Source organism: Cryobacterium luteum, from assembly GCF_900110125.1.
In the GTDB taxonomy this organism is placed as follows: domain Bacteria; phylum Actinomycetota; class Actinomycetes; order Actinomycetales; family Microbacteriaceae; genus Cryobacterium; species Cryobacterium luteum.
The window spans coordinates 227,012-247,630 of record NZ_FOCN01000002.1 but is presented as its reverse complement, the minus strand read 5'-3'; the positions used below and the strand labels follow the sequence as shown (position 1 = coordinate 247,630).

Below are 20,619 nucleotides of genomic sequence, written 5' to 3'. Positions count from 1 at the left end.
CGACGCTTGCGATCCTGTCAAATTGTTGAGAATTACTCCAAGATCAGAATTTCCGCACCCCCGGAAAGGGCCCCTGGGGCCCGAATGGTGGGCACAATGGTCGCGGAACAGACGGACACGGGGTGCGATCATGGCCGACAAGCAGGCGAGAATGCTGGATTACCTGGTGCGCACGCCTGCCTGGGTCACAGCCGGTGAACTCGCCGATGCGCTCGGGGTCACGCGGCGCAGTGTGCGCAGTTACGTCACCAACGTGAAGGCGGCGGCGCATCCGCTCGCCGTGATCGAGTCCGGACCGTTCGGATACCGTCTGAACCGCACCGCGTACGCCACGTTCGCGCAGACTCCGCCCCCGGAGACGACGGATTCACCGCAGAACCGGGTGTACCAGCTCGTGCGGCGACTCACCGACAGCATGGGTTTCGAAGGCACCGGCGGGCTCGACCTCTACGCCCTGGCTGCGGACCTGTTCGTGAGTGACTCCACCATTGAGGCCGACCTGGTGCGGCTGCGCGCGCTGTTGCCCGGGTCGGGATTGGAGGTGACCCGGCACGGCAGCATCGTGGGGCTGGCTGGCTCGGAGACTGATCGTCGGCGGTTGCTCGGGCGCATGTTCCGGGAGGAGAGCAAGCGGGGGGTCCTCGAGCTTGCCGCGATCTCGCGCGAGTTCGACTCCCATCAACTGGGCGCCTTCAAAACCGACCTGCTCGCCCACCTCGCCACCTCGGGCTATTTCATCAACGAGTTCGGCACTGACGGTGTGCTGCTGCACCTCGCCATCGCCGTCGACCGGGCCCGCAAACTGAGGCCTGCAGCGTCCCCGACCCCGCCGGCCGGTCCCCCGCCGGCCGGCGCTCGGCAGGAACTGGCGAGGACCCTGGCCGGCCTCATCACCACGCACTTCGACGTTGCGCTCGAGGCGGCCGAGCTCGACTACCTCGCCGTACTTCTGCGCACCCGGGTGCTCGCGCCGGGACACGACCTGCCGGCGCGCGCGACGGCATCCGCTTTCGCACGCCCTGAGGATCTCGCGGTCGTGCGCCGCATCGTGGCCAGGGCCAGCGCTGAGTATCTCGTCGATCTGACCGACGAGGATTTCATCGCCCGCCTCACCCTGCACGTGCGCAACCTCATCGACCGGGCCGGACAGAGTTCGTTCTCGCGCAACCCGCTCGCGCGCTCGATGAAGACGTCGTATCCGATGACCTATGAACTCGCTGTCTACATCGCGAGCGAACTGCAGCGGCACGAGCAGATCCTGATCAACGACGACGAGATCGCCTACATCGCGATGCACGTCGGCGCCCACCTCGAGCAGCAGCAACGGCAGGAGCAGCCGGTGCGCACGGTGCTGGTCTGCCCGAATTACTACGATCTGCAGGCGGTACTGCGGGGCCGTATCGAGGGCACGCTTGGCACCGACCTCGACGTCGTCGGCGTCATCACGCGCGCTGACGTGGACTGGGAACGGCTCGATGCACCGCTCGTGCTGACCACGATCGAGCCGCCCCGTCCAGTCGACGGGGCGCTCGTGATCCATCCGTTCCTAACCGAGGTCGACGTGAGCAACATTCGCCAGTTCGTCAGCCGGATGCGCCGCAGCGGACGCCTTACCCTGATCAAAGACGAATTGCTGCGCTTCTTCGACGCGGGTCTGTTTCTGCGCAACTTCTATCCCGGCGACGCCGCGGCCATGATTCGCGCCCTCGGCGAGCGGATGCGCGAGCACGGCATCATCACCCAGGCCTACGTCGACGGCGCCCTCGCCCGTGAACGGATGTCGTCGACCGCGTTCACCGACAATCTCGCGGTGCCCCACGCTATGGAGATGACCGCTCTGCGCACGTCCATCGCGATCGTGCTGAACGACGTGCCGATGGACTGGGGTGAGAACCGGGTCACGGTCGTCGCGATGATCGCGTTCAGCGCCGCCGGACGCTCGTCATTCCAAGTGGTGTTCGACCAGTTCGTCGAGGTGTTCGCCGATCGCAAAGACGTGCAGCGGCTGGTACACCGGTCCCCCGACTTCGCGAGCTTCATCGACGAGCTCGTGCATCTGATGGATCAGTAGTTACGGGATGGGAACGGGCACGATGCCGAACTGGGCCAGCCCCGCGGCTCCGCCGTCCTCAGCGGTGAGCACCCAGATGCCGTCCTTGTGCACCGCAACGCTGTGTTCCCAGTGCGCGGCGGCCTTACCGTCGCTTGTGGCGACGGTCCAGTCATCGTCGCGGGTGTACGTGTCGATGGAACCGAGCACAATCATTGGCTCGATGGCGACGACCAGGCCGGGCTTCACGTCGGGGCCCTTCTGACGCACACGGTAATTGAACACCGGCGGAGCCTCGTGCATGGAGCGGCCGATACCGTGACCGACATAGTCGGTGAGGATTCCGTAGGTGCCCTGAGATTCGACGTAGTCTTCGATGGCTTCGCCGACCTCATTGAGGTGACGGGCGGTGTGCAGGCGGGCAATGCCGTGCCACAGTGACTGTTCGGTCACATCGGACAGTTTCTGGCGTTCGGCGACGAGCTCAGGCCGGCTTGCGTCGGGAATCACGTAGCTGAACGCGGCATCACCGTTCCAGCCCTCGATGATCGCTCCACTGTCGATCGAGACGATGTCTCCGGCACCGAGGCGGCGATCGGAGGGGATGCCGTGCACGACGTCGTCGTTGACCGACGCGCACACGGTGTGATGGTAGCCCTCTTCGAGTTTGAAGTTGGGCTTGCCGCCGAGCGCGACGATGGCGGCCTCAGCCGCGGCGTCGAGGTCGAGGGTCGTCGCGCCGATGACCATGGCCGAGCGGGCAGCCACGAGTGATGCCGCGGTCGCCAGGCCCGGTGCCACCATGAGGCGAAGCTGGGCCGGGTTCTTGTAGATGGAACGTCGAAGACTCACTGGTTTCCCACAGACTAGCTCCGAAGAGGGGAGCGATATTTTTATGATTGTTCACATGGTGATGGGCCGAGCCGTGAGGCCCGGCCCGAAGGGTGGAGCGGTTTAAAGCGTGGTGGTGCTGGCGCGAAGGCCACGTTCGGCCAGCGCGGCGAGAATGCGGTCGGTGACCGCTTCAACGGCGCCGAGGCCGTCGATGGTGACGACGACGCCGCGGGTGCTGTAGACATCGATGAGCGGGGCGGTCTGCTCGGCGTAGACGTCGAGACGGTGCCGGATGACCTCGGCCGTGTCATCCGCACGGCCCTGCTCGGCAGCCCGCTTGAGCAGACGCGCGACGACCTCGTCGGTGTCGGCGGTGATCAGCACGACCACGTCGAGCTGGGTGCCCTCGGCGACAAGGAGACGGTCCAGCTCAGCAACCTGGTCGGTCGTGCGCGGGTAGCCGTCGAGCAGAAAGCCGCTGGCGGCATCCGCTTCTTTCAGTCGGTCGGCGACGATCGCGTTGGTGAGGCTGTCGGGAACGTAGGCGCCGGCATCCATGAACGATTTGACCTCCAGCCCCAGCGGGGTGTTGTTGGTCACGTTGTACCGAAAGATGTCGCCGGTGGAAATGGCCGGAACGTTGAAGGCGAGAGCGAGACGCTCGGCTTGGGTGCCCTTGCCCGCGCCGGGCGGGCCGATCAGTAGTAAGCGCGTCATTTAAGAAGCCCCTCATAGTGTCGCTGTTGCAGTTGCGAGTCGATCTGCTTGACCGTCTCGAGCCCCACCCCGACGACGATGAGAATGCTCGCGCCGCCGAACGGGAAGTTCTGGTCGGCGCCGATCAACGAGAAAGCGATGAGCGGGATGAGCGCGATCAGGCCCAGGTAGATCGAGCCCGGCAGGGTGATGCGGGTCAACACGAAGTCGAGGTACTCGGCGGTCGGGCGGCCGGCCCGGATGCCGGGAATGAACCCGCCGTACTTCTTCATGTTGTCGGCGACCTCTTCGGGGTTGAACGTGATGGCCACGTAGAAGTAGGTGAAGCCGATGATGAGCAGGAAGTACATGGCCATGTAGAGCGGCTGGTCGCCACCGGTGAGGTTCTGTGAGATCCAGACCACCCAGGCCGGGGCTTCCTGGCCGGCGGCCGGCTGGTTGAACTGCGCGAGCAGGGCCGGCAGGTAGAGCAGCGAGGAGGCGAAGATGACCGGGATGACGCCGGCCATGTTGACCTTGATCGGTATGTAGGTGTTGTTGCCGCCGTAGGTACGGCGCCCGACCATGCGTTTGGCGTACTGCACCGGGATTCGCCGCTGCGACTGCTCAACGAAGACCACGCCGGCGACCACCAGAACTCCCACGATCAACACGATGATGAGTGTGTCGAAGCCCTGCTGCTGGCCGATCGCGGTCAACGAGCCGGGGAAGAGTGCGGCGATCGAGACGAAGATCATGAGCGACATGCCGTTGCCGACGCCGCGTTCGGTGACGAGCTCACCCATCCACATGATGACGCCGGTGCCGGCGGTCATGGTGATCACCATGAGCATGATCGCGTACCAGGCGTCGTTGGTGATCAGCTGCGTGCATTCGGTGCTGGCGGATGTGCCGAACAGCGCGCCGCTGCGAGCCACCGTGATCAGCGTGGTCGACTGCAGGATGCCGAGGGCAATGGTGAGGTACCGGGTGTACTGGGTCAGGGTGCTCTGACCGGCGGCACCCTCCTTATAGAGGGTGTCGAAGTGTGGGATGACCACGCGCAGCAGCTGCACGATGATCGAGGCCGTGATGTACGGCATGATGCCGAGCGCGAAAACGCTGAGCTGGAGCAGGGCGCCACCGCTGAAGAGGTTGACGAGCTCGTAGAGGCCACTCGTGCCCTGATTGGCTGCCAGACACAGTTGCACGTTGCCGAAGTCCACGAACGGGGCCGGAATGAACGAGCCCAGACGGAACAGAGCAATGATGCCCAGGGTGAAGCCGATCTTCTTGCGAAGGTCGGGTGTGCGGAAGATCCGCGCAATGGCGCTAAACAAAAAGGCCTCCAGATTTTTACGCAGATCGACCCGCACAGGTCGTCTTAAAGCGATCGAGCTTGTCGAATCACACCAAACGATTTACTCGTTGACGGATTCGACAAGCTCGATTGAGCGTCTACGGACTTACTTTACAGATCCACCCGCGGCGACAATTTTCTGCTCAGCTGAAGCAGAGACCTTGTCGACCGTCACGTTCAGCTTAACGGTAATTTCACCGGTTCCGAGAACCTTGACTTTTTCGTTGTCACGAACTGCACCCTTGGCGATCAGGCTGGCAATGGTGACATCGCCGCCGTTCGGGTAGAGCAGTTCGAGCTTTTCCAGGTTGACAACCTGGTACTCGACGCGGAACGGGTTCTTGAATCCACGCAGTTTCGGGGTGCGCATGTGCAGAGGCATCTGCCCACCCTCGAAGCCGACGCGCACGGTGTAGCGTGCCTTCGTTCCCTTGGTGCCTCGACCCGCGGTCTTACCTTTGGATCCTTCACCACGGCCAACGCGCTGGCGGGCCTTCTTCGCTCCGGGAGCCGGGCGAAGGTGGTGTACCTTCAGCACGTGCTCGCGGGGCTCGGTGGGCTCTGCTGCAACAGCGGCCTTTTCAGGGGCAGCGGCCTTCTTCGGTGCTGCGGCCTTTTTGGGGGCAGCAGCCTTCTTCGTGGCGGGCTTGTCCGCTACCTGGGTAGCTTCCTTCTCGTCAGCCATTAGTCAATCTCCTCGACCTTTACGAGGTGAGCGACGGTGTTGACGTAGCCACGGTTCTGCGAGTTGTCCTCGCGGATCGTGACGGCGCCAATGCGTCGCAGACCCAGGCTGCGAAGAGTGTCGCGCTGGTTCTGCTTCTCACTAATTTTGGACTTGATCTGTGTGATCTTCAGCTGGGCCATCAGGCACCTGCCTTCGCGGTTGCGGCCGCTGCAGCTGCAGCAGCGTCGGCACGAAGAAAACGGGCCGGAGCGACGTCTTCGTAGGCGAGGCCACGGCGAGCCGCAACCGCACGCGGCTCTTCGAGCTGGTGCAGGGCCTCGACCGTGGCGTGCACGATGTTGATGGTGTTCGACGAACCGAGCGACTTGCTCAGCACGTCGTGGATGCCAGCGCATTCGAGTACGGCGCGCACCGGGCCACCGGCGATAACGCCGGTACCTGCTGCTGCCGGACGAAGCAGAACGACACCGGCTGCAGCTTCACCCTGCACGGGGTGCGGGATGGTCAGTCCGACGCGAGGAACGCGGAAGAAGTTCTTCTTCGCTTCTTCAACGCCCTTGGAGATAGCGGTCGGGACCTCACGGGCCTTACCGTATCCAACGCCAACCAGGCCGTTACCGTCGCCGACGACGACGAGAGCGGTGAAGCTGAAGCGACGACCACCCTTGACGACCTTCGACACGCGGTTGATGGTGACGACGCGCTCCAGGAACTGGCTCTTGTCGGCATCGCGGCTTCCGCGGTCCTTGTTCGGGTTGCGCTCACGTCCACCACGACGAGCCTCGCGGGGCTCGTTCTGCGGCGGGGTCGTGGAGGCAGCGGTTTCAACCGGTGCCTCGGCAACGGCAGCAACAGGTGCTGTGGTTTCGATCTTTTCAGTGCTCACAGGTTCAATCCACCCTCTCGAGCTCCCTCGGCGATGGCTGCGACGCGTCCTGCGTACTTGCTGCCACCACGGTCAAATACAACGGCTTCGATGCCGGCGGCTTTCGCACGCTCAGCAACAAGCTCACCGACCTTGCGGGCCTTGGCGGTCTTGTCACCATCGAAGGTGCGCAAGTCCGTTTCGAGCGTGGATGCCGACGCAAGGGTGAAACCCTTGCTGTCGTCGACGACCTGCACGAATACGTGGCGAGCCGAGCGCGTGACAACGAGGCGCGGGCGAAGCGCCGTTCCCTCGATCTTCTTGCGAAGACGTGTGTGTCGACGTCCGCGGGCTGCGGCCTTGCTCTTGCCTCTAGTTCCGAGTCCCATGGTTACTTACCGCTCTTTCCGGCCTTGCGGCGAACAATCTCGCCGGCGTAACGCACACCCTTGCCCTTGTAGGGCTCTGGCTTGCGAATCTTACGGATGTTGGCGGCAACCTCGCCGACGGCCTGCTTGTCGATTCCGCTGACCGTGAGCTTGTTGACGCTCTCCACGGTCAGAACGATGCCGACGGGCGGCTCGACGACGACCGGGTGCGAGAAGCCGAGGGCGAACTCAACGGAGGTGCCCTTCTGCGCCGCGCGGTAACCGGTACCGACGATTTCAAGACCCTTGGAGTAACCAACGGTTACGCCGATGATCTGGTTGTTGATCAGGGTGCGGGTCAGACCGTGCAGCGAACGCGACTGGCGTTCGTCGTTCGGACGGGTGACGAGAACGTGACCGTCCTCGATCGACACCGAGATGGGGTTGGAAACGACGAGCGAGAGCTCGCCCTTCGGGCCCTTGACGGAGACGGCCTGGCCGTCAGCCACAACCGTTACCCCAGCAGGGATCGGGATGGGGAGTCTTCCAATACGTGACATTCTCAGTTACCACACGTAGGCGAGAACTTCTCCGCCTACGCCCTTCTTCTCAGCCTGGCGGTCGGTGAGCAGACCGCTGGAGGTGGACAGGATGGCAACGCCGAGGCCGCCGAGAACCGTGGGGATCTCGGTCGACTTTGCGTACACGCGCAGGCCGGGCTTGGAGACCCGCTTGATGCCTACGATGGAACGCTCACGGTTCGGACCGAACTTGAGGTCCAGCGTGAGGGTCTTGCCTACTGTTGCATCTTTGACGGTCCAGGCGGAGATGTAACCCTGAGCCTTGAGGATGTCAGCGATGTGCGCTTTCAATTTGCTATGCGGCATCGACACGGTGTCGTGGTACGCCGAGTTCGCGTTGCGCAGTCTGGTCAGCATGTCTGCGACCGGATCTGTCATTGTCATTTTGTGGTGCCTTTCTCGCCTGGTTTCGCCCATCCGTTACACGAATGACGACCTGTGGTGGTGAGGAAACCGATCGGTTGATCGGCTTCCGGGGTGAAAATCTCTGTGCGCCCGCGATTTCTCGGCGAGCGAGTCCAACCGGGGCTGGGAGCCTGCAAGCGCAAGCTCCCAACTCTAGTTGAAAATGTTCCTGCGTAGTGAGGAACTACTTCTTAGCGTCGTCCGACTTGAACGGGAAGCCGAGCGCCTTGAGCAGCGCGCGACCCTCATCGTTGGTCTTCGCGGTCGTGACGACCGTGATGTCCATACCGCGAACGCGGTCGATGCGGTCCTGGTCGATCTCGTGGAACATGACCTGCTCGGTCAGGCCGAAGGTGTAGTTGCCCGCACCATCGAACTGCTTGTCGGACAGACCGCGGAAGTCACGGATACGCGGAAGGGCCAGGCTGAGCAGCCGGTCCAGGAACTCCCACATGCGGTCGCCACGAAGTGTGACGTGGGCGCCAATGGGCTGTCCCTCACGCAGTTTGAACTGCGCGATGGACTTGCGGGCCTTGGTGACCTGCGGCTTCTGGCCGGTGATCTTGGTGAGGTCAGAAACCGCACCGTCCATCACCTTGCCGTCGCGTGCTGCTTCGCCGACACCCATGTTGACGACGATCTTCGTCAGGGTGGGGATGCGGTGCACGTTGGTGAAGCCGAGTTCCTCGGAGAGTTTGGCACTGATCTCATCGCGGTACTTCTGCTTCAGACGCGGCAGGGCCTTGACGGGCGCGACGCCCTCAGTGCCTTCAACAACTGCGGTGTCAGTCATTAGAGGTCCTTCCCTGACTTCTTGGCGTAACGAATGCGGACCGTCTTGGTGACGCCGTCCTTCGTTACCTCTTCCTGGCGGAAGCCGACGCGGGTCGGCTTCTTGGTCTCCGGGTCGACGATCGCAACGTTGGACACGTGGATGGGGGCTTCGAAGGTCTCGATGCCGCCCGTCTTGGTGCCGCGCTGGGTCTGGCCGACGCGAACGTGCTTGGTCACGAAGTTGATGCCCTCAACGAGGACACGGTTCTTCTCGACGTCGACGGAGATGATCTTGCCCTGCTTGCCACGGTCTCCGCCGCGAGCCTGGCTGCGGCCGCTGATGACCTGAACGAGGTCACCCTTTTTGATTCTGGCCATGATTAAATAACCTCCGGTGCCAGCGAGATGATCTTCATGAACTTCTTGTCGCGAAGCTCGCGACCGACCGGTCCGAAGATTCGGGTGCCGCGGGGGTCACCGTCTGCCTTCAAGATCACTGCAGCGTTCTCATCGAACTTGATGTAGGAGCCGTCTGGACGACGGGTCTCCTTCTTGGTGCGAACGATGACAGCTTTGACGATGTCACCCTTCTTGACGTTGCCGCCCGGGATTGCATCCTTGACCGTGGCGACGATGACGTCGCCCAGGCCGGCGTAACGACGGCCGGAGCCACCGAGAACGCGGATGGTCAAGAGTTCCTTGGCACCGGTGTTGTCGGCAACTTTGACTCGTGATTCTTGCTGAAGCACTTTATAACTCCTTTACGTCAAGTAAGCGCGAGGCTTACTTGGCCTTCTCAAGAATCTCGACCAGGCGCCAGCGCTTGGAAGCGCTGAGCGGACGGGTCTCACTGATCAGGACAAGGTCGCCGATGCCGGCGGAGTTCGCCTCGTCGTGCGCCTTCAGCTTGGATGTACGGCGGATGACCTTGCCGTACAACGGGTGCTTCACGCGGTCTTCGACCACGACAATGATGGTTTTGTTCATCTTGTCGCTGGTCACGTAACCACGCAGCGTCTTGCGGTAACCGCGTACGAGCTCGGTGGCTTCGCCCGCGACGACCGTTTCGTCAGTCTTCGCCATGACTAGGCCTCCTTCGTCTCGACGGTCTCAGCTGCAGCGTCGTCGGTGGACTCCACTGCGGCCTTGGCCTTCTTGGTCTTCTTGTCGGCCTTCTCAGCCTTGGCCGGAGCCGGGGCTGCGACCGGCGTGGCACGAATGCCCAGCTCGCGCTCACGGAGGACCGTGTAGATGCGAGCGATGTCGCGCTTGACCGCGCGGAGACGGCCGTGGCTCTCGAGCTGACCGGTGGCCGACTGGAAGCGCAGGTTGAACAGCTCTTCCTTGGCCTTCTTCAGCTCTTCGAACAGCTTTTCATTGTCAAAAGTATCGAGCTCGACTGGGGCGAGCTCCTTGGTTCCGATCGCCATTATGCGTCGCCCTCCTCGCGCTTGATGATGCGTGCCTTGAGGGGCAGCTTGTGAATAGCGCGGGTCAGCGCCTCTTTCGCAACGGCGTCGGTGACACCGCTGAGCTCGAACAGAACGCGACCCGGCTTGACGTTGGCAACCCACCACTCGACCGAACCCTTACCGGAACCCATGCGGGTTTCGGCAGGCTTCTTGGTCAGCGGGCGGTCGGGGTAGATGTTGATCCACACCTTTCCGCCACGCTTGATGTGACGCGTCATGGCGATACGAGCGGACTCGATCTGACGGTTGGTCACATACGCGGGGGTCAGCGCCTGGATGCCGTACTCACCGAAGGACACCGTGGTGCCACCGGTAGCGTGGCCGGTGCGACCCGGGTGGTGCTGCTTGCGGTGCTTGACTCTACGTGGAATCAACATTATTTAGCCTCAACTCCTGCTGCGACCGGTGCCGCTGCCGGAGCATCTGCACGAGGTGCACGGCGCGGTCGATCGTCACGACGCTCGGGGCGGGACGACTTAGCGTTGGCCTGCTCGCGAGCGAGTTCCTTGTTGGTGATGTCGCCCTTGTAGATCCAGACCTTCACGCCGATACGGCCGAAGGTGGTCTTGGCTTCGTAGAAGCCGTAGTCGATGTTCGCGCGCAGGGTGTGCAGGGGCACACGGCCTTCGCGGTAGAACTCGCTGCGGCTCATTTCGGCGCCACCCAGACGACCGGACACCTGGATGCGAACACCCTTGGCGCCGGCGCGCTGTGCACCCTGCAGACCCTTACGCATCGCGCGGCGGAACGCCACACGAGCGGAGAGCTGCTCGGCGATACCCTGCGCGACCAGCTGGGCATCCTGCTCGGGGTTCTTGACCTCGAGGATGTTCAGCTGAATCTGCTTGGCGGTGAGCTTCTCAAGGTCAGAGCGGATGCGCTCGGCCTCCGCGCCGCGGCGACCGATCACAATGCCCGGACGGGCGGTGTGAATGTCAACGCGAACACGGTCACGAGTGCGCTCGATCTCGATGCGGCTGACGCCGGCACGGTCAAGGCTGGTGCTCAGCAGGCGACGGATCTTGACGTCTTCTGCAACAAAGTCAGCGTAGCGCTGACCCGGCTTGGTCGAGTCGGAGAACCAACGCGATACGTGATCGGTGGTGATTCCCAGACGGAAGCCATAGGGATTTACTTTCTGACCCATTACTTCGTACCCTCCTCAGGAGTGGTGAGCACAACCGTGATGTGGCTGGTGCGCTTCTTGATTTCGAATGCGCGACCCTGGGCACGAGCCTGGAAACGCTTGAGGGTCGTACCCTCGTCAACGAATGCCCGGCTGATGAACAGGTCCTGCTCGTCCAGATACGTGTTGGCTGCATCTGCCTTGACCCGGGCGTTGGCGATGGCCGAGGCCACCAGCTTGTACACCGGATCGCTCGCGCCCTGCGGCGCGAACTTCAGAATTCCCAGCGCTTCATGCGCCTGCTTGCCGCGGATCATGTTGACAACGCGACGAGCCTTCTGGGGGGTAACGCGGATGTGACGCACGCGTGCGATCGACTCCACCATTTCTTCTCCTCCTTCACGTCCCCGCGTTAGCGGCGACGGCCCTTCTTGTCGTCCTTCACGTGTCCACGGAAGGTGCGGGTGGGCGCAAACTCGCCGAGCTTGTGGCCGACCATGCTCTCGGTGACGAACACCGGGATGTGCTTGCGTCCGTCGTGCACTGCGATGGTGTGTCCGAGCATGTCGGGGATGATCATCGAGCGGCGCGACCAGGTCTTGATTACGTTCTTGCTCTTGGCTTCGTTCGCCGCGAACACCTTGCGAAGCAGGTGGTCGTCAACGAAAGGGCCTTTCTTAAGACTTCTTGGCATCGTCTACTCCTACTTACGCTTCTTGCCGACGGTGCGGCGACGAACAATGAGCTTGTCGCTTTCCTTATTCGGGTGGCGGGTGCGCCCTTCCTTCTGGCCCCAGGGGCTGACGGGGTGACGTCCACCGGACGTCTTACCCTCACCACCACCGTGCGGGTGATCGACCGGGTTCATGGCAACACCACGAACGGTCGGGCGAACGCCTTTCCAGCGCATACGTCCGGCCTTGCCCCAGTTGATGTTCGACTGCTCGGCGTTGCCGACCTCGCCGATCGTCGCGCGGCAGCGAGCATCCACGTTGCGGATTTCACCAGACGGCAGACGAAGCTGGGCGTAGACGCCCTCCTTCGCGACGAGACGAACCGACGAACCGGCGGAGCGGGCCATCTTGGCGCCACCACCCGGACGCAGCTCGATCGCGTGAATGATGGTACCGGTGGGGATGTTCTTCAACGGCAGGTTGTTGCCGGGCTTGATGTCAGCCCCGGCTCCCGACTCGATGATGTCGCCCTGTGCGAGCTTGTTCGGCGCGATGATGTAACGCTTCGTGCCGTCGATGAAGTGCAGGAGCGCGATGCGCGCCGTGCGGTTCGGGTCGTATTCAATTTCAGCGACGCGGGCGTTGACGCCGTCCTTGTCGTTGCGCTTGAAGTCGATCACGCGGTACTGGCGCTTGTGTCCACCACCGATGTGACGGGTCGTGATGCGGCCCTGGTTGTTACGTCCACCGGTCTTGTGGAGCGGACGCAGAAGCGACTTTTCCGGGGTGGAACGTGTGATCTCCGCGAAGTCGGCAACGGATGAACCGCGTCGACCCGGGGTCGTGGGCTTGTACTTACGAATAGCCATTAGTTATCCCTCTGCCTGTCGCTTAGCCGACGGCCGTGAAGATGTCGATGGAGCCAGACTTGAGCGTGACAATGGCACGCTTGGTGTCCTTGCGCTTGCCCATGCCGAACTTGGTGCGGCGAGTCTTGCCCACGCGGTTCAGGGTGTTGATCGAAGCGACCTGCACCTTGAAGATCTTTTCGATCGCGAGCTTGATCTCCGTCTTGTTCGAGCGGGGGTCAACGATGAAGGTGTACTTACCCTCGTCAATCAGGCCGTAGCTCTTCTCAGAGACAACCGGAGAGATGATGATGTCGCGGGGGTCCTTGTTGGTCGCGATAGTCATTATGCGGCCACCTCTTCCTTCTTGGTCTTGCTCTCCACGAACGCGTTGAACGCGCCGGTGGTGAAGACGATGTCGTCGCTGACGAGCACGTCATAGGCGTTGAGCTGATCCCACGAGAGGATGTGCACCGTCGGGATGTTGCGAATGCTGCGCAACGTGGTCTCGTCGGTACGCTCGAGAACGACCAGCACGTGCTTGCTCGTGGCGATCTGCGTGAGCAGCTCCAGGGCAACCTTCGTGTTGGGGGTCTCAGCCGTGAACAGTGCCTCGACGATGTGCAGGCGGCCACCGCGGGCGCGGTCGCTCAATGCACCCTTGAGGGCTGCGGCGATCATCTTTTTCGGGGTGCGCTGGTCGTAGCTGCGCGGGGTCGGTCCGTGGACGATTCCACCACCGGTCATCTGGGGAGCACGGATCGAGCCCTGACGAGCGCGACCGGTTCCTTTCTGCTTGAACGGCTTGCGGCCGGCACCGGAAACTTCTCCACGGCGCTTGACCTTGCTCGTTCCCTGGCGTGCGGCAGCGAGCTGCGCGACAACGACCTGGTGGATGAGGGGGATGTTGGCGGGAACGTCGAAGAGCTCGTCGGGAAGCTCGGCAGAGCCTGCCTTCTTGCCCTTGGCGTCAATGATGTCGAGTGCTGTAGCCATAGTGACTAGGCTCCCTTCACTGCGTTGCGAACGAATACGAGGCGGCCACGAGCACCGGGAACGGCACCCTTGACGAGCATGAGGCCCTTGTCGGCGTCAATAGCGTGCACCTTGAGGTTCAGCACGGTTACGCGCTCGCCACCCATACGACCGGCCATGCGCATGCCCTTGAAGACACGGCTCGGGGTCGAGGAAGCACCGATGGAACCGGGCTTGCGGTGGTTGCGGTGCGAACCGTGAGAGGAGGAAACACCCTTGAAGTTGTGACGCTTCATAACACCGGCGAAACCCTTACCCTTGCTGGTGCCCATGACATCAACCTTGGTGCCGGCAGCGAAGACACCGTCAACGGTGAGCTCCTGGCCCAGGTTGTAGTCAGCGGCGTCCGCGGTGCGGAGCTCAGTGATGTGGCGACGCGGCGTGACGCCGGCCTTGTCGAAGTGACCGGCAAGGGGCTTGTTGACCTTGCGCGGGTCGATGGGGCCAGCGGCGATCTGAACGCCGTTGTAGCCGTCGACGGCCTTAGTACGAATCTGCGTGACAACGTTCGGCGCGATCTCGATGACGGTAACGGGAACAAGCTTGTTGTTCTCGTCCCACACCTGGGTCATGCCGAGCTTCTTGCCGAGGAGACCCTTGGTGGTCTTGGTATCGGAGTAAGACATCGCGGGCCCTAGAGCTTGATCTCGATGTTGACGTCGGCCGGGAGGTCGAGGCGCATGAGCGAGTCAACAGCCTTCGGGGTCGGGTCAATGATGTCGATCAGACGCTTGTGGGTGCGCATTTCAAAGTGCTCCCGGCTGTCCTTGTACTTGTGAGGGGAACGGATGACACACACCACGTTCTTCTCGGTCGGAAGCGGCACCGGGCCGACGACTGTAGCGCCCGCACGGGTCACTGTGTCGACGATCTTGCGCGCCGAAATGTCGATGACCTCGTGGTCATACGACTTAAGTCGAATGCGGATCTTCTGTCCCGCCATGTCGAACTCTCTCTCTGTCGAGGCGTCTTACAGACAACGGCACGATTTGCCGAGGTTGCATTGGACGCCGTAGTAGCACTGCTGCTATTAGCACCACTGTTCATATGTCAATTTCGATTTCACGCCGAATGACCGACGCTCATCGTCAACGTCGACTCCCAGAAGCAGACCCTGGGGGACGGCACGGTTTTACCCACGCCAACCAGATCGTTGATTTATGCTGCGCTCTGCTCCCTGCGGCCTAGCCTGCAATCAACGCTCTTTCGACGATGTGTTTTTCGAAAGACTGTGACGCGACTATGCACTGCCTGGCAGTGATTCCGACTGCGCACGCGCATGCCGAAAGTGTTGAACTAGAAGAGTCTGCCACACTGTTGCCATTACATGCAACCCGGGCGTGTCGCGCTCGGCGTGTCGTTCGGTATTCAAGCGAATGACGGCGGCCGGCCGGCCGCGGGCATCCGCTTTCGAACGATTTTCGCGGCTAGCCCTGGCTGATGCCGGCGGCCACGCGCGGGCTCTGGTCGGGGCAGCTCTTCGCGGTGGATTCGGTGAGCACACGCTCGGCCATGATCTGACGGGATTGCTCTGTCAAACCTGTGGTCGGATATTCGGCGAGCACCTGGGTGATGATCGCGGGAATGCTCAGGGTGGCGTATTCCTCGAGGCTGTCGCAGACCAGCACGCTGTAAACGCTCACGGTGCTGACCACGATGTTGTCGAGAATCTGCTGCTCGGTCTGCGCGGTTGGCGTCGGAGTCGGGGCGGGAACGACGGTTGGGCTCGGGGTCGGAGTCACCCGGGTGACGGCGGTTTGGGCAGCGGGAGCGGACCCGGCCAGGCGTGGCACGATCACCACGGCCAGGATGCCGACCACAACGACCGCGATCACCATCAGGATGCGCATTTCCAGTTTCGATATCTGCATGGGCAGACCCTAACCAAAAACTGAGGATTCTGCAGGACTCCCCCGAGCAACGACATGGGCTCGAAACAGGCGGCCGCGCCGAGGTGAGTCTCCGCTTGGTGGCTGTATCCACGGTGGATGCGTCCGGGTGCAAAAAAGGGGGCCGGGCCCGAAGGCCCGACCCCCTTTCAGGAGATCAGTAGAAGAAGACTACTTGATGATCTTGGTGACCGTGCCGGCGCCGACGGTGCGGCCACCTTCACGGATAGCGAAGCCGAGGCCCTCTTCCATGGCGATCGGCTGAATCAGCGCGACAGTCAGGTCGGTGGTGTCGCCAGGCATGACCATCTCGGTGCCCTCGGGCAGCGTGATGACGCCGGTGACGTCCGTGGTGCGGAAGTAGAACTGCGGGCGGTAGTTCGCGTAGAACGGGTTGTGACGGCCACCCTCGTTCTTGCTGAGGATGTACGCGGTGCCCTCGAAGTCGGTGTGCGGCGTAACCGAACCCGGCTTGACGACGACCTGGCCGCGCTCAACGTCTTCGCGCTTGGTGCCACGAAGAAGAAGTCCACAGTTCTCGCCGGCCCACGCCTCGTCGAGCTGCTTGTGGAACATCTCAATACCGGTAACCGTGGTCTTCTGCGTCGGGCGGATGCCGACGATCTCGATCTCGGAGTTGATCTTGAGGGTTCCACGCTCGGCGCGGCCCGTAACAACGGTGCCACGGCCGGTGATCGTGAAGACGTCCTCGATCGGCATCAAGAACGGCTTGTCCTTGTCGCGGATCGGGTCGGGGATGAAGTCGTCAACGGCCTTCATGAGCTCAAGGATGTTGCCGGTCCACTTCTCGTCGCCTTCAAGCGCCTTGAGTGCGGAGACCTGGATGACGGGGGCGTTGTCGCCATCGAAACCCTGGCTGGAGAGAAGTTCACGAACTTCGAGCTCAACGAGCTCCATGATCTCTTCGTCATCAACCATGTCGGCCTTGTTCAGCGCGACGAGCAGGGTCGGAACGCCGACCTGCTTGGCGAGAAGAACGTGCTCACGGGTCTGAGCCATCGGGCCGTCAGTAGCGGCAACCACGAGGATTGCGCCGTCCATCTGAGCAGCACCGGTGATCATGTTCTTGATGTAGTCAGCGTGGCCCGGAGCATCGACGTGCGCGTAGTGACGCTTGTCGGTCTCATACTCAACATGCGAAATGTTGATCGTGATGCCGCGCTGGCGTTCTTCCGGAGCCGAGTCAATCGACGCGAAGTCGCGCTGAACGTTGATCTTGGACGGGAACTTATCGGCAAGAACCTTGGAGATCGCTGCAGTCAGCGTGGTCTTTCCGTGGTCAACGTGACCGATCGTTCCGATGTTTACGTGCGGCTTTGTCCGCTCGAACTTGGCCTTGGCCACTGTGGGTCCTCCTCAGGACTCGCGTGCAAATTCACGGCCGCCGTTATGAGCGGCCGGTATGCGCTGGATGTGTCTACTTATGTTACTAGGGCCAGGTGGCCGAAGCGATTTTGGCCCGAAGGCCACCTTAGGGGCTATTCGCCCTTGTTCTTGTTGATGATCTCGTCGGCAACAGCCTTCGGGACCTCCGCATAGCTCTCGAACGTCATCGAGTACACCGCACGGCCTGAGGTCTTCGACCGCAGGTCACCGATATAACCGAACATCTCCGACAGTGGAACGTGAGCGCGAATTACCTTCACGCCCTGCGCATCCTCCATGGTCTGGATCTGCCCACGACGCGAGTTGAGGTCGCCGATTACGTCACCCATGTATTCCTCAGGGGTACGAACTTCGACGGCCATCAGCGGCTCGAGCAGAACGGGGTTCGCCTTACGAACGGCTTCCTTGAAGCCCATCGAGCCGGCAATCTTGAAGGCCATCTCCGAGGAGTCGACGTCGTGCGCAGCGCCGTCAAGCAGGCTGGCTCGAACGCCCACCATCGGGTAGCCGGCCAGGATGCCTACGCGGAGCGCATCCTGAATTCCAGCATCTACCGAGGGGATGTACTCACGCGGGATACGGCCACCGGTGACCTTGTTGAGGAACTCGTACGACTTCTCAGCAGTGATTTCCATCGGCTCGATCGCGATCTGAATCTTCGCGAACTGGCCGGATCCACCGGTCTGCTTCTTGTGCGTGTAGTCGTGACGCTCAACGGCCTTGCGGATCGTCTCGCGGTACGCGACCTGGGGCTTGCCGACGTTCGCCTCAACGTTGAATTCACGCTTCATGCGGTCGACCAGGATGTCCAGGTGAAGTTCACCCATTCCCTTGATTACCGTCTGGCCAGTTTCCTGGTTCTGCTCGGTACGGAACGTGGGGTCTTCTTCGGCGAGCTTCTGAATGGCAAGGCCCAGCTTTTCCTGGTCCTGCTTGGTCTTGGGCTCGATAGCGACCTCGATGACCGGGTCAGGGAACGTCATGGACTCGAGGACAACCTGCTGGTTCGGGTCGCACAGGGTGTCGCCCGTGGTGGTGTCCTTGAGGCCGATGACCGCGTAGATGTGACCGGCGGTAACGAAACCGACCGGGTTCTCCTTGTTGGCGTGCATCTGGAAAATCTTGCCGATGCGCTCCTTCTTGCCCTTGGTCGAGTTGATGACCTGGGCTCCGGAGTCGAGACGGCCCGAGTACACGCGCACGTAGGTGAGGCGACCGAAGAACGGGTGCACCGCAACCTTGAACGCGAGAGCCGTGAACGGCTCCTCGGCGTCGGGGTGACGCATGATGACCTTTTCTTCGTCGCGCGGGTCGTGTGCCTCAATGGCAGGCACGTCGAGCGGCGTCGGCAGGTAATCAATGACAGCGTCGAGCATGGGCTGAACGCCGCGGTTCTTGAACGCAGAACCACAGAGAACCGGGTAGATCTCACTGTTGATGGTGAGTTTGCGGATGGCGCCCTTGATCTCGGCGACCGTCAGCTCTTCGCCGGCGAAGTAACGCTCCATGAGGTCGTCGTCGGTTTCGGCGACGGTCTCGAGCAGGAGCTTGCGGTACTCAGCAGCCTTTTCGACGAGGTCAGCGGGGATCTCTTCGATGGCGTACTTCGAGCCCATCTCCACGTCACCCTTGGAGTCGCCGCGCCAGGTCAGCGCACGCATCTGAACGAGGTCAACGACACCCTCAAATTCCGACTCTGCACCGATCGGCAGCTGAATGACCAGCGGCTTCGCGCCGAGGCGCTTGATGATGGTGTCGACCGTGAAGTAGAAGTCGGCGCCGAGCTTGTCCATCTTGTTGACGAAGCAAATGCGGGGCACGTCGTACTTGTCGGCCTGACGCCACACGGTTTCGGACTGGGGCTCAACGCCCTCCTTGCCGTCGAACACGGCAACGGCACCGTCGAGGACGCGGAGCGAACGCTCCACCTCCACGGTGAAGTCCACGTGTCCGGGGGTGTCGATGATGTTGATCTGGTTGTTGTCCCAGAAACACGTCGTCGCAGCAGAGGTGATCGTGATGCCACGTTCCTGCTCCTGCGCCATCCAGTCCATCGTCGAGGCGCCGTCGTGGGTCTCGCCGATCTTGTGGTTGACACCCGTGTAGAACAGGATGCGCTCAGTCGTGGTGGTCTTGCCAGCATCAATGTGAGCCATGATGCCGATATTGCGGACCTTACTCAGGTCGGTGAGCACGTCAAGTGCCACAGGGGTCCTCCGGAAGGATAGGGGTGGGGAATGCGGAACAGGGCCGTAAACATCCGCTTGTCAGTGGGCAGGCGCGTGCAAGACTCAGCACGCGCCTGCCTGGTGATCAGGAATGCTCGATGGATCTGACTACCAGCGGTAGTGAGCGAAGGCCTTGTTCGCTTCTGCCATCTTGTGAGTGTCTTCACGACGCTTGACAGCGGCACCGAGGCCGTTGCTCGCGTCGAGGATCTCGTTGGTGAGACGCTCGGTCATGGTCTTCTCGCGACGCGCCTTGGCGTAGCTGGTCAACCAGCGCAGCGCCAGGGTGTTGGCGCGGTGCGGCTTGACTTCAACCGGAACCTGGTACGTGGAACCACCGACGCGGCGCGAACGCACCTCGAGGGTCGGACGAACGTTGTCGAGTGCCTTCTTCAGCGTGACGACGGCATCCAGCTCGTTTTTGGCGGAGACTCCGGCGAGGGCGTCGTAAACGATGCGCTCGGCGAGGCCCTTTTTGCCATCGAGAAGAATCTTGTTGACGAGCTGGCTGACGATGGGTGCACCGTAAACCGGGTCGGCAATGACAGGGCGCTTGGGAGCGGGTCCTTTACGGGGCATTACTTCTTCTCCATCTTTGCGCCGTAGCGGCTGCGTGCCTGCTTGCGGTTCTTGACGGCCTGGGTGTCCAGTGCGCCGCGAATGATTTTGTAACGCACACCGGGGAGGTCCTTAACACGGCCTCCGCGCACGAGCACCATGGAGTGCTCCTGCAGGTTGTGGCCCTCGCCGGGAATGTAGGCGGTGACCTCGGTGCCGTTGGAGAGCTTGACGCGGGCGACCTTGCGCAGAGCCGAGTTCGGCTTCTTCGGGGTGGTCGTGTAAACGCGGGTGCAAACGCCGCGCTGCTGCGGGTTGGACTTCAGGGCGGGAGCCTTGGTCTTGGTGACCTTGGGGCTACGGCCCTTCCTGACCAACTGCTGAATGGTGGGCACTAATTACTCCTTGTTATTGCTGCACGGTGACAGCTTTGTGATGGTTAGCATTCGACGTGTAAGTCGAGTTCATCTGGACCCGCTTGAACCCACACGATTACTCGCGCGTTTTTTGGTGGGTATGCCGTGGGGGCATGGCCTTCGACCAGCCCTACATGTGTGGAATCTCGGCCTGTGCTCTCAAGAGGGCATAACTCAGGCGCACGACAAAGCGCACACCCGATGAGTCTAGCCCGGCGGTACCGTGATGGTCAAATGGGTTGCGCCCCGGGTCGTGGTGTCGCCCGGCGGCCTGTTCGCCCTGTCTTTTCTTTCCGGGCCCGGGCCCGGAAACTGGGCCCATGATCTATCGTGGTCCCGCCTGCA

General features: G+C 62.0%; 29 protein-coding genes. 1 reads left to right on the top strand and 28 read right to left on the bottom strand.

From position 1 onward, the window contains the following. Nucleotides 1-130 precede the first annotated feature (130 nt). On the top strand, nucleotides 131-2,071 hold the full coding sequence (locus BMW72_RS03405) for a BglG family transcription antiterminator (protein WP_092107258.1): 1,941 nt from the start codon (nucleotides 131-133) through the stop codon (nucleotides 2,069-2,071). On the opposite strand, the gene map is transcribed toward BMW72_RS03405, so the two are convergent. The 28 genes from map to rpsL form a co-directional block, all read right to left on the bottom strand. Continuing rightward, nucleotides 2,072-2,854: a type I methionyl aminopeptidase gene (gene map / locus BMW72_RS03400; RefSeq protein WP_092107609.1), complete on the bottom strand. Its 783-nt coding sequence runs from the start codon at nucleotides 2,852-2,854 to the stop codon at nucleotides 2,072-2,074. Between the two features lie 150 nt (nucleotides 2,855-3,004). Beyond that, entirely contained in the window at nucleotides 3,005-3,601 is a 597-nt protein-coding gene (locus BMW72_RS03395) for an adenylate kinase (protein WP_092107256.1), read from the bottom strand. Continuing rightward, nucleotides 3,598-4,920 carry a preprotein translocase subunit SecY gene (secY, locus tag BMW72_RS03390; protein ID WP_092107607.1) on the bottom strand — a complete coding sequence of 441 codons (1,323 nt, stop codon included), beginning with the start codon at nucleotides 4,918-4,920 and terminating at the stop codon, nucleotides 3,598-3,600. Before secY ends, BMW72_RS03395 begins: the two co-directional genes overlap by 4 nt. A gap of 126 nt (nucleotides 4,921-5,046) precedes the next feature. After that, nucleotides 5,047-5,625, bottom strand: coding sequence for a 50S ribosomal protein L15 (rplO, locus tag BMW72_RS03385; protein ID WP_092107254.1), 579 nt, complete (start codon nucleotides 5,623-5,625; stop codon nucleotides 5,047-5,049). Further along, a complete protein-coding gene (gene rpmD / locus BMW72_RS03380; RefSeq protein WP_066597599.1) occupies nucleotides 5,625-5,807 on the bottom strand; it encodes a 50S ribosomal protein L30 in 183 nt (60 codons plus the stop codon). Before rpmD ends, rplO begins: the two co-directional genes overlap by 1 nt. Beyond that, a complete protein-coding gene (rpsE, locus tag BMW72_RS03375) occupies nucleotides 5,807-6,514 on the bottom strand; it encodes a 30S ribosomal protein S5 (RefSeq protein ID WP_369827303.1) in 708 nt (235 codons plus the stop codon). Before rpsE ends, rpmD begins: the two co-directional genes overlap by 1 nt. Next, on the bottom strand, nucleotides 6,511-6,882 hold the full coding sequence (rplR, locus tag BMW72_RS03370) for a 50S ribosomal protein L18 (protein ID WP_092107252.1): 372 nt from the start codon (nucleotides 6,880-6,882) through the stop codon (nucleotides 6,511-6,513). The genes rpsE and rplR overlap by 4 nt, the downstream gene beginning before the upstream one ends. A gap of 2 nt (nucleotides 6,883-6,884) precedes the next feature. Continuing rightward, a complete protein-coding gene (gene rplF, locus BMW72_RS03365; protein WP_092107250.1) occupies nucleotides 6,885-7,421 on the bottom strand; it encodes a 50S ribosomal protein L6 in 537 nt (178 codons plus the stop codon). A 6-nt stretch (nucleotides 7,422-7,427) separates the two neighbouring features. After that, nucleotides 7,428-7,826 (bottom strand): 30S ribosomal protein S8, encoded by a 399-nt coding sequence (gene rpsH, locus BMW72_RS03360; RefSeq protein ID WP_092107248.1) that lies wholly within the window; start codon nucleotides 7,824-7,826, stop codon nucleotides 7,428-7,430. Between the two features lie 205 nt (nucleotides 7,827-8,031). Beyond that, nucleotides 8,032-8,640 carry a 50S ribosomal protein L5 gene (rplE, locus tag BMW72_RS03355; protein ID WP_092107246.1) on the bottom strand — a complete coding sequence of 203 codons (609 nt, stop codon included), beginning with the start codon at nucleotides 8,638-8,640 and terminating at the stop codon, nucleotides 8,032-8,034. Continuing rightward, complete coding sequence (gene rplX / locus BMW72_RS03350; protein WP_092107244.1) at nucleotides 8,640-8,999, bottom strand: 50S ribosomal protein L24; 360 nt, start codon at nucleotides 8,997-8,999, stop codon at nucleotides 8,640-8,642. The genes rplE and rplX overlap by 1 nt, the downstream gene beginning before the upstream one ends. A 2-nt stretch (nucleotides 9,000-9,001) precedes the next feature. Beyond that, on the bottom strand, nucleotides 9,002-9,370 hold the full coding sequence (gene rplN / locus BMW72_RS03345) for a 50S ribosomal protein L14 (RefSeq protein WP_035834620.1): 369 nt from the start codon (nucleotides 9,368-9,370) through the stop codon (nucleotides 9,002-9,004). Nucleotides 9,371-9,404: 34 nt separating this feature from the next. Next, nucleotides 9,405-9,704, bottom strand: coding sequence for a 30S ribosomal protein S17 (rpsQ, locus tag BMW72_RS03340; protein ID WP_035834619.1), 300 nt, complete (start codon nucleotides 9,702-9,704; stop codon nucleotides 9,405-9,407). 2 nt (nucleotides 9,705-9,706) lie between these two features. Further along, nucleotides 9,707-10,051, bottom strand: a complete 345-nt coding sequence (rpmC, locus tag BMW72_RS19480) for a 50S ribosomal protein L29 (RefSeq protein WP_092107242.1) — start codon at nucleotides 10,049-10,051, stop codon at nucleotides 9,707-9,709. After that, nucleotides 10,051-10,470: a 50S ribosomal protein L16 gene (rplP, locus tag BMW72_RS03330; protein ID WP_035880247.1), complete on the bottom strand. Its 420-nt coding sequence runs from the start codon at nucleotides 10,468-10,470 to the stop codon at nucleotides 10,051-10,053. Before rplP ends, rpmC begins: the two co-directional genes overlap by 1 nt. Continuing rightward, on the bottom strand, nucleotides 10,470-11,240 hold the full coding sequence (gene rpsC, locus BMW72_RS03325; RefSeq protein ID WP_092107240.1) for a 30S ribosomal protein S3: 771 nt from the start codon (nucleotides 11,238-11,240) through the stop codon (nucleotides 10,470-10,472). Before rpsC ends, rplP begins: the two co-directional genes overlap by 1 nt. Then, nucleotides 11,240-11,605, bottom strand: coding sequence for a 50S ribosomal protein L22 (gene rplV / locus BMW72_RS03320; protein ID WP_035880249.1), 366 nt, complete (start codon nucleotides 11,603-11,605; stop codon nucleotides 11,240-11,242). The genes rpsC and rplV overlap by 1 nt, the downstream gene beginning before the upstream one ends. Nucleotides 11,606-11,631: 26 nt before the next feature. Beyond that, nucleotides 11,632-11,913 (bottom strand): 30S ribosomal protein S19, encoded by a 282-nt coding sequence (rpsS, locus tag BMW72_RS03315; RefSeq protein ID WP_092107237.1) that lies wholly within the window; start codon nucleotides 11,911-11,913, stop codon nucleotides 11,632-11,634. A 9-nt stretch (nucleotides 11,914-11,922) separates the two neighbouring features. Continuing rightward, nucleotides 11,923-12,762, bottom strand: a complete 840-nt coding sequence (gene rplB / locus BMW72_RS03310; protein WP_092107235.1) for a 50S ribosomal protein L2 — start codon at nucleotides 12,760-12,762, stop codon at nucleotides 11,923-11,925. A gap of 22 nt (nucleotides 12,763-12,784) precedes the next feature. Further along, the gene (rplW, locus tag BMW72_RS03305) at nucleotides 12,785-13,087 is read right to left on the bottom strand and encodes a 50S ribosomal protein L23 (RefSeq protein ID WP_092107233.1); all 303 of its coding nucleotides are present in this window, start codon (nucleotides 13,085-13,087) and stop codon (nucleotides 12,785-12,787) included. After that, the gene (rplD, locus tag BMW72_RS03300) at nucleotides 13,087-13,737 is read right to left on the bottom strand and encodes a 50S ribosomal protein L4 (protein WP_092107231.1); all 651 of its coding nucleotides are present in this window, start codon (nucleotides 13,735-13,737) and stop codon (nucleotides 13,087-13,089) included. Before rplD ends, rplW begins: the two co-directional genes overlap by 1 nt. A gap of 5 nt (nucleotides 13,738-13,742) precedes the next feature. After that, nucleotides 13,743-14,402: a 50S ribosomal protein L3 gene (rplC, locus tag BMW72_RS03295; RefSeq protein ID WP_092107229.1), complete on the bottom strand. Its 660-nt coding sequence runs from the start codon at nucleotides 14,400-14,402 to the stop codon at nucleotides 13,743-13,745. 8 nt (nucleotides 14,403-14,410) lie between these two features. After that, nucleotides 14,411-14,719, bottom strand: coding sequence for a 30S ribosomal protein S10 (gene rpsJ, locus BMW72_RS03290; RefSeq protein WP_035834607.1), 309 nt, complete (start codon nucleotides 14,717-14,719; stop codon nucleotides 14,411-14,413). Between the two features lie 484 nt (nucleotides 14,720-15,203). After that, nucleotides 15,204-15,647: a hypothetical protein gene (locus BMW72_RS03285; protein ID WP_092107227.1), complete on the bottom strand. Its 444-nt coding sequence runs from the start codon at nucleotides 15,645-15,647 to the stop codon at nucleotides 15,204-15,206. Nucleotides 15,648-15,836: 189 nt separating this feature from the next. Next, nucleotides 15,837-17,030: an elongation factor Tu gene (gene tuf / locus BMW72_RS03280; RefSeq protein WP_092107225.1), complete on the bottom strand. Its 1,194-nt coding sequence runs from the start codon at nucleotides 17,028-17,030 to the stop codon at nucleotides 15,837-15,839. A 134-nt stretch (nucleotides 17,031-17,164) separates the two neighbouring features. Continuing rightward, on the bottom strand, nucleotides 17,165-19,279 hold the full coding sequence (gene fusA / locus BMW72_RS03275) for an elongation factor G (protein ID WP_092107223.1): 2,115 nt from the start codon (nucleotides 19,277-19,279) through the stop codon (nucleotides 17,165-17,167). 129 nt (nucleotides 19,280-19,408) lie between these two features. Beyond that, complete coding sequence (gene rpsG, locus BMW72_RS03270) at nucleotides 19,409-19,879, bottom strand: 30S ribosomal protein S7 (protein ID WP_092107221.1); 471 nt, start codon at nucleotides 19,877-19,879, stop codon at nucleotides 19,409-19,411. Further along, nucleotides 19,879-20,253, bottom strand: a complete 375-nt coding sequence (gene rpsL / locus BMW72_RS03265) for a 30S ribosomal protein S12 (protein ID WP_035834602.1) — start codon at nucleotides 20,251-20,253, stop codon at nucleotides 19,879-19,881. Before rpsL ends, rpsG begins: the two co-directional genes overlap by 1 nt. Between the last annotated feature and the right edge of the window lie 366 nt (nucleotides 20,254-20,619).

Bases quoted from the DNA above. Each gene is read 5' to 3' on its own strand.
- BMW72_RS03405 (WP_092107258.1), top strand. From the start codon at position 131: ATGGCCGACAAGCAGGCGAGAATGCTGGATTACCTGGTGCGCACGCCT.
- map (WP_092107609.1), bottom strand. From the start codon at position 2,854: ATGGTGGCACCGGGCCTGGCGACCGCGGCATCACTCGTGGCTGCCCGC.
- BMW72_RS03395 (WP_092107256.1), bottom strand. From the start codon at position 3,601: ATGACGCGCTTACTACTGATCGGCCCGCCCGGCGCGGGCAAGGGCACC.
- rplO (WP_092107254.1), bottom strand. From the start codon at position 5,625: ATGGCTGACGAGAAGGAAGCTACCCAGGTAGCGGACAAGCCCGCCACG.
- rpmD (WP_066597599.1), bottom strand. From the start codon at position 5,807: ATGGCCCAGCTGAAGATCACACAGATCAAGTCCAAAATTAGTGAGAAG.
- rplR (WP_092107252.1), bottom strand. From the start codon at position 6,882: ATGGGACTCGGAACTAGAGGCAAGAGCAAGGCCGCAGCCCGCGGACGT.
- rplF (WP_092107250.1), bottom strand. From the start codon at position 7,421: ATGTCACGTATTGGAAGACTCCCCATCCCGATCCCTGCTGGGGTAACG.
- rpsH (WP_092107248.1), bottom strand. From the start codon at position 7,826: ATGACAATGACAGATCCGGTCGCAGACATGCTGACCAGACTGCGCAAC.
- rplE (WP_092107246.1), bottom strand. From the start codon at position 8,640: ATGACTGACACCGCAGTTGTTGAAGGCACTGAGGGCGTCGCGCCCGTC.
- rplX (WP_092107244.1), bottom strand. From the start codon at position 8,999: ATGGCCAGAATCAAAAAGGGTGACCTCGTTCAGGTCATCAGCGGCCGC.
- rpsQ (WP_035834619.1), bottom strand. From the start codon at position 9,704: ATGGCGAAGACTGACGAAACGGTCGTCGCGGGCGAAGCCACCGAGCTC.
- rpmC (WP_092107242.1), bottom strand. From the start codon at position 10,051: ATGGCGATCGGAACCAAGGAGCTCGCCCCAGTCGAGCTCGATACTTTT.
- rplP (WP_035880247.1), bottom strand. From the start codon at position 10,470: ATGTTGATTCCACGTAGAGTCAAGCACCGCAAGCAGCACCACCCGGGT.
- rpsC (WP_092107240.1), bottom strand. From the start codon at position 11,240: ATGGGTCAGAAAGTAAATCCCTATGGCTTCCGTCTGGGAATCACCACC.
- rplV (WP_035880249.1), bottom strand. From the start codon at position 11,605: ATGGTGGAGTCGATCGCACGCGTGCGTCACATCCGCGTTACCCCCCAG.
- rpsS (WP_092107237.1), bottom strand. From the start codon at position 11,913: ATGCCAAGAAGTCTTAAGAAAGGCCCTTTCGTTGACGACCACCTGCTT.
- rplB (WP_092107235.1), bottom strand. From the start codon at position 12,762: ATGGCTATTCGTAAGTACAAGCCCACGACCCCGGGTCGACGCGGTTCA.
- rplW (WP_092107233.1), bottom strand. From the start codon at position 13,087: ATGACTATCGCGACCAACAAGGACCCCCGCGACATCATCATCTCTCCG.
- rplD (WP_092107231.1), bottom strand. From the start codon at position 13,737: ATGGCTACAGCACTCGACATCATTGACGCCAAGGGCAAGAAGGCAGGC.
- rplC (WP_092107229.1), bottom strand. From the start codon at position 14,402: ATGTCTTACTCCGATACCAAGACCACCAAGGGTCTCCTCGGCAAGAAG.
- rpsJ (WP_035834607.1), bottom strand. From the start codon at position 14,719: ATGGCGGGACAGAAGATCCGCATTCGACTTAAGTCGTATGACCACGAG.
- BMW72_RS03285 (WP_092107227.1), bottom strand. From the start codon at position 15,647: ATGCAGATATCGAAACTGGAAATGCGCATCCTGATGGTGATCGCGGTC.
- rpsG (WP_092107221.1), bottom strand. From the start codon at position 19,879: ATGCCCCGTAAAGGACCCGCTCCCAAGCGCCCTGTCATTGCCGACCCG.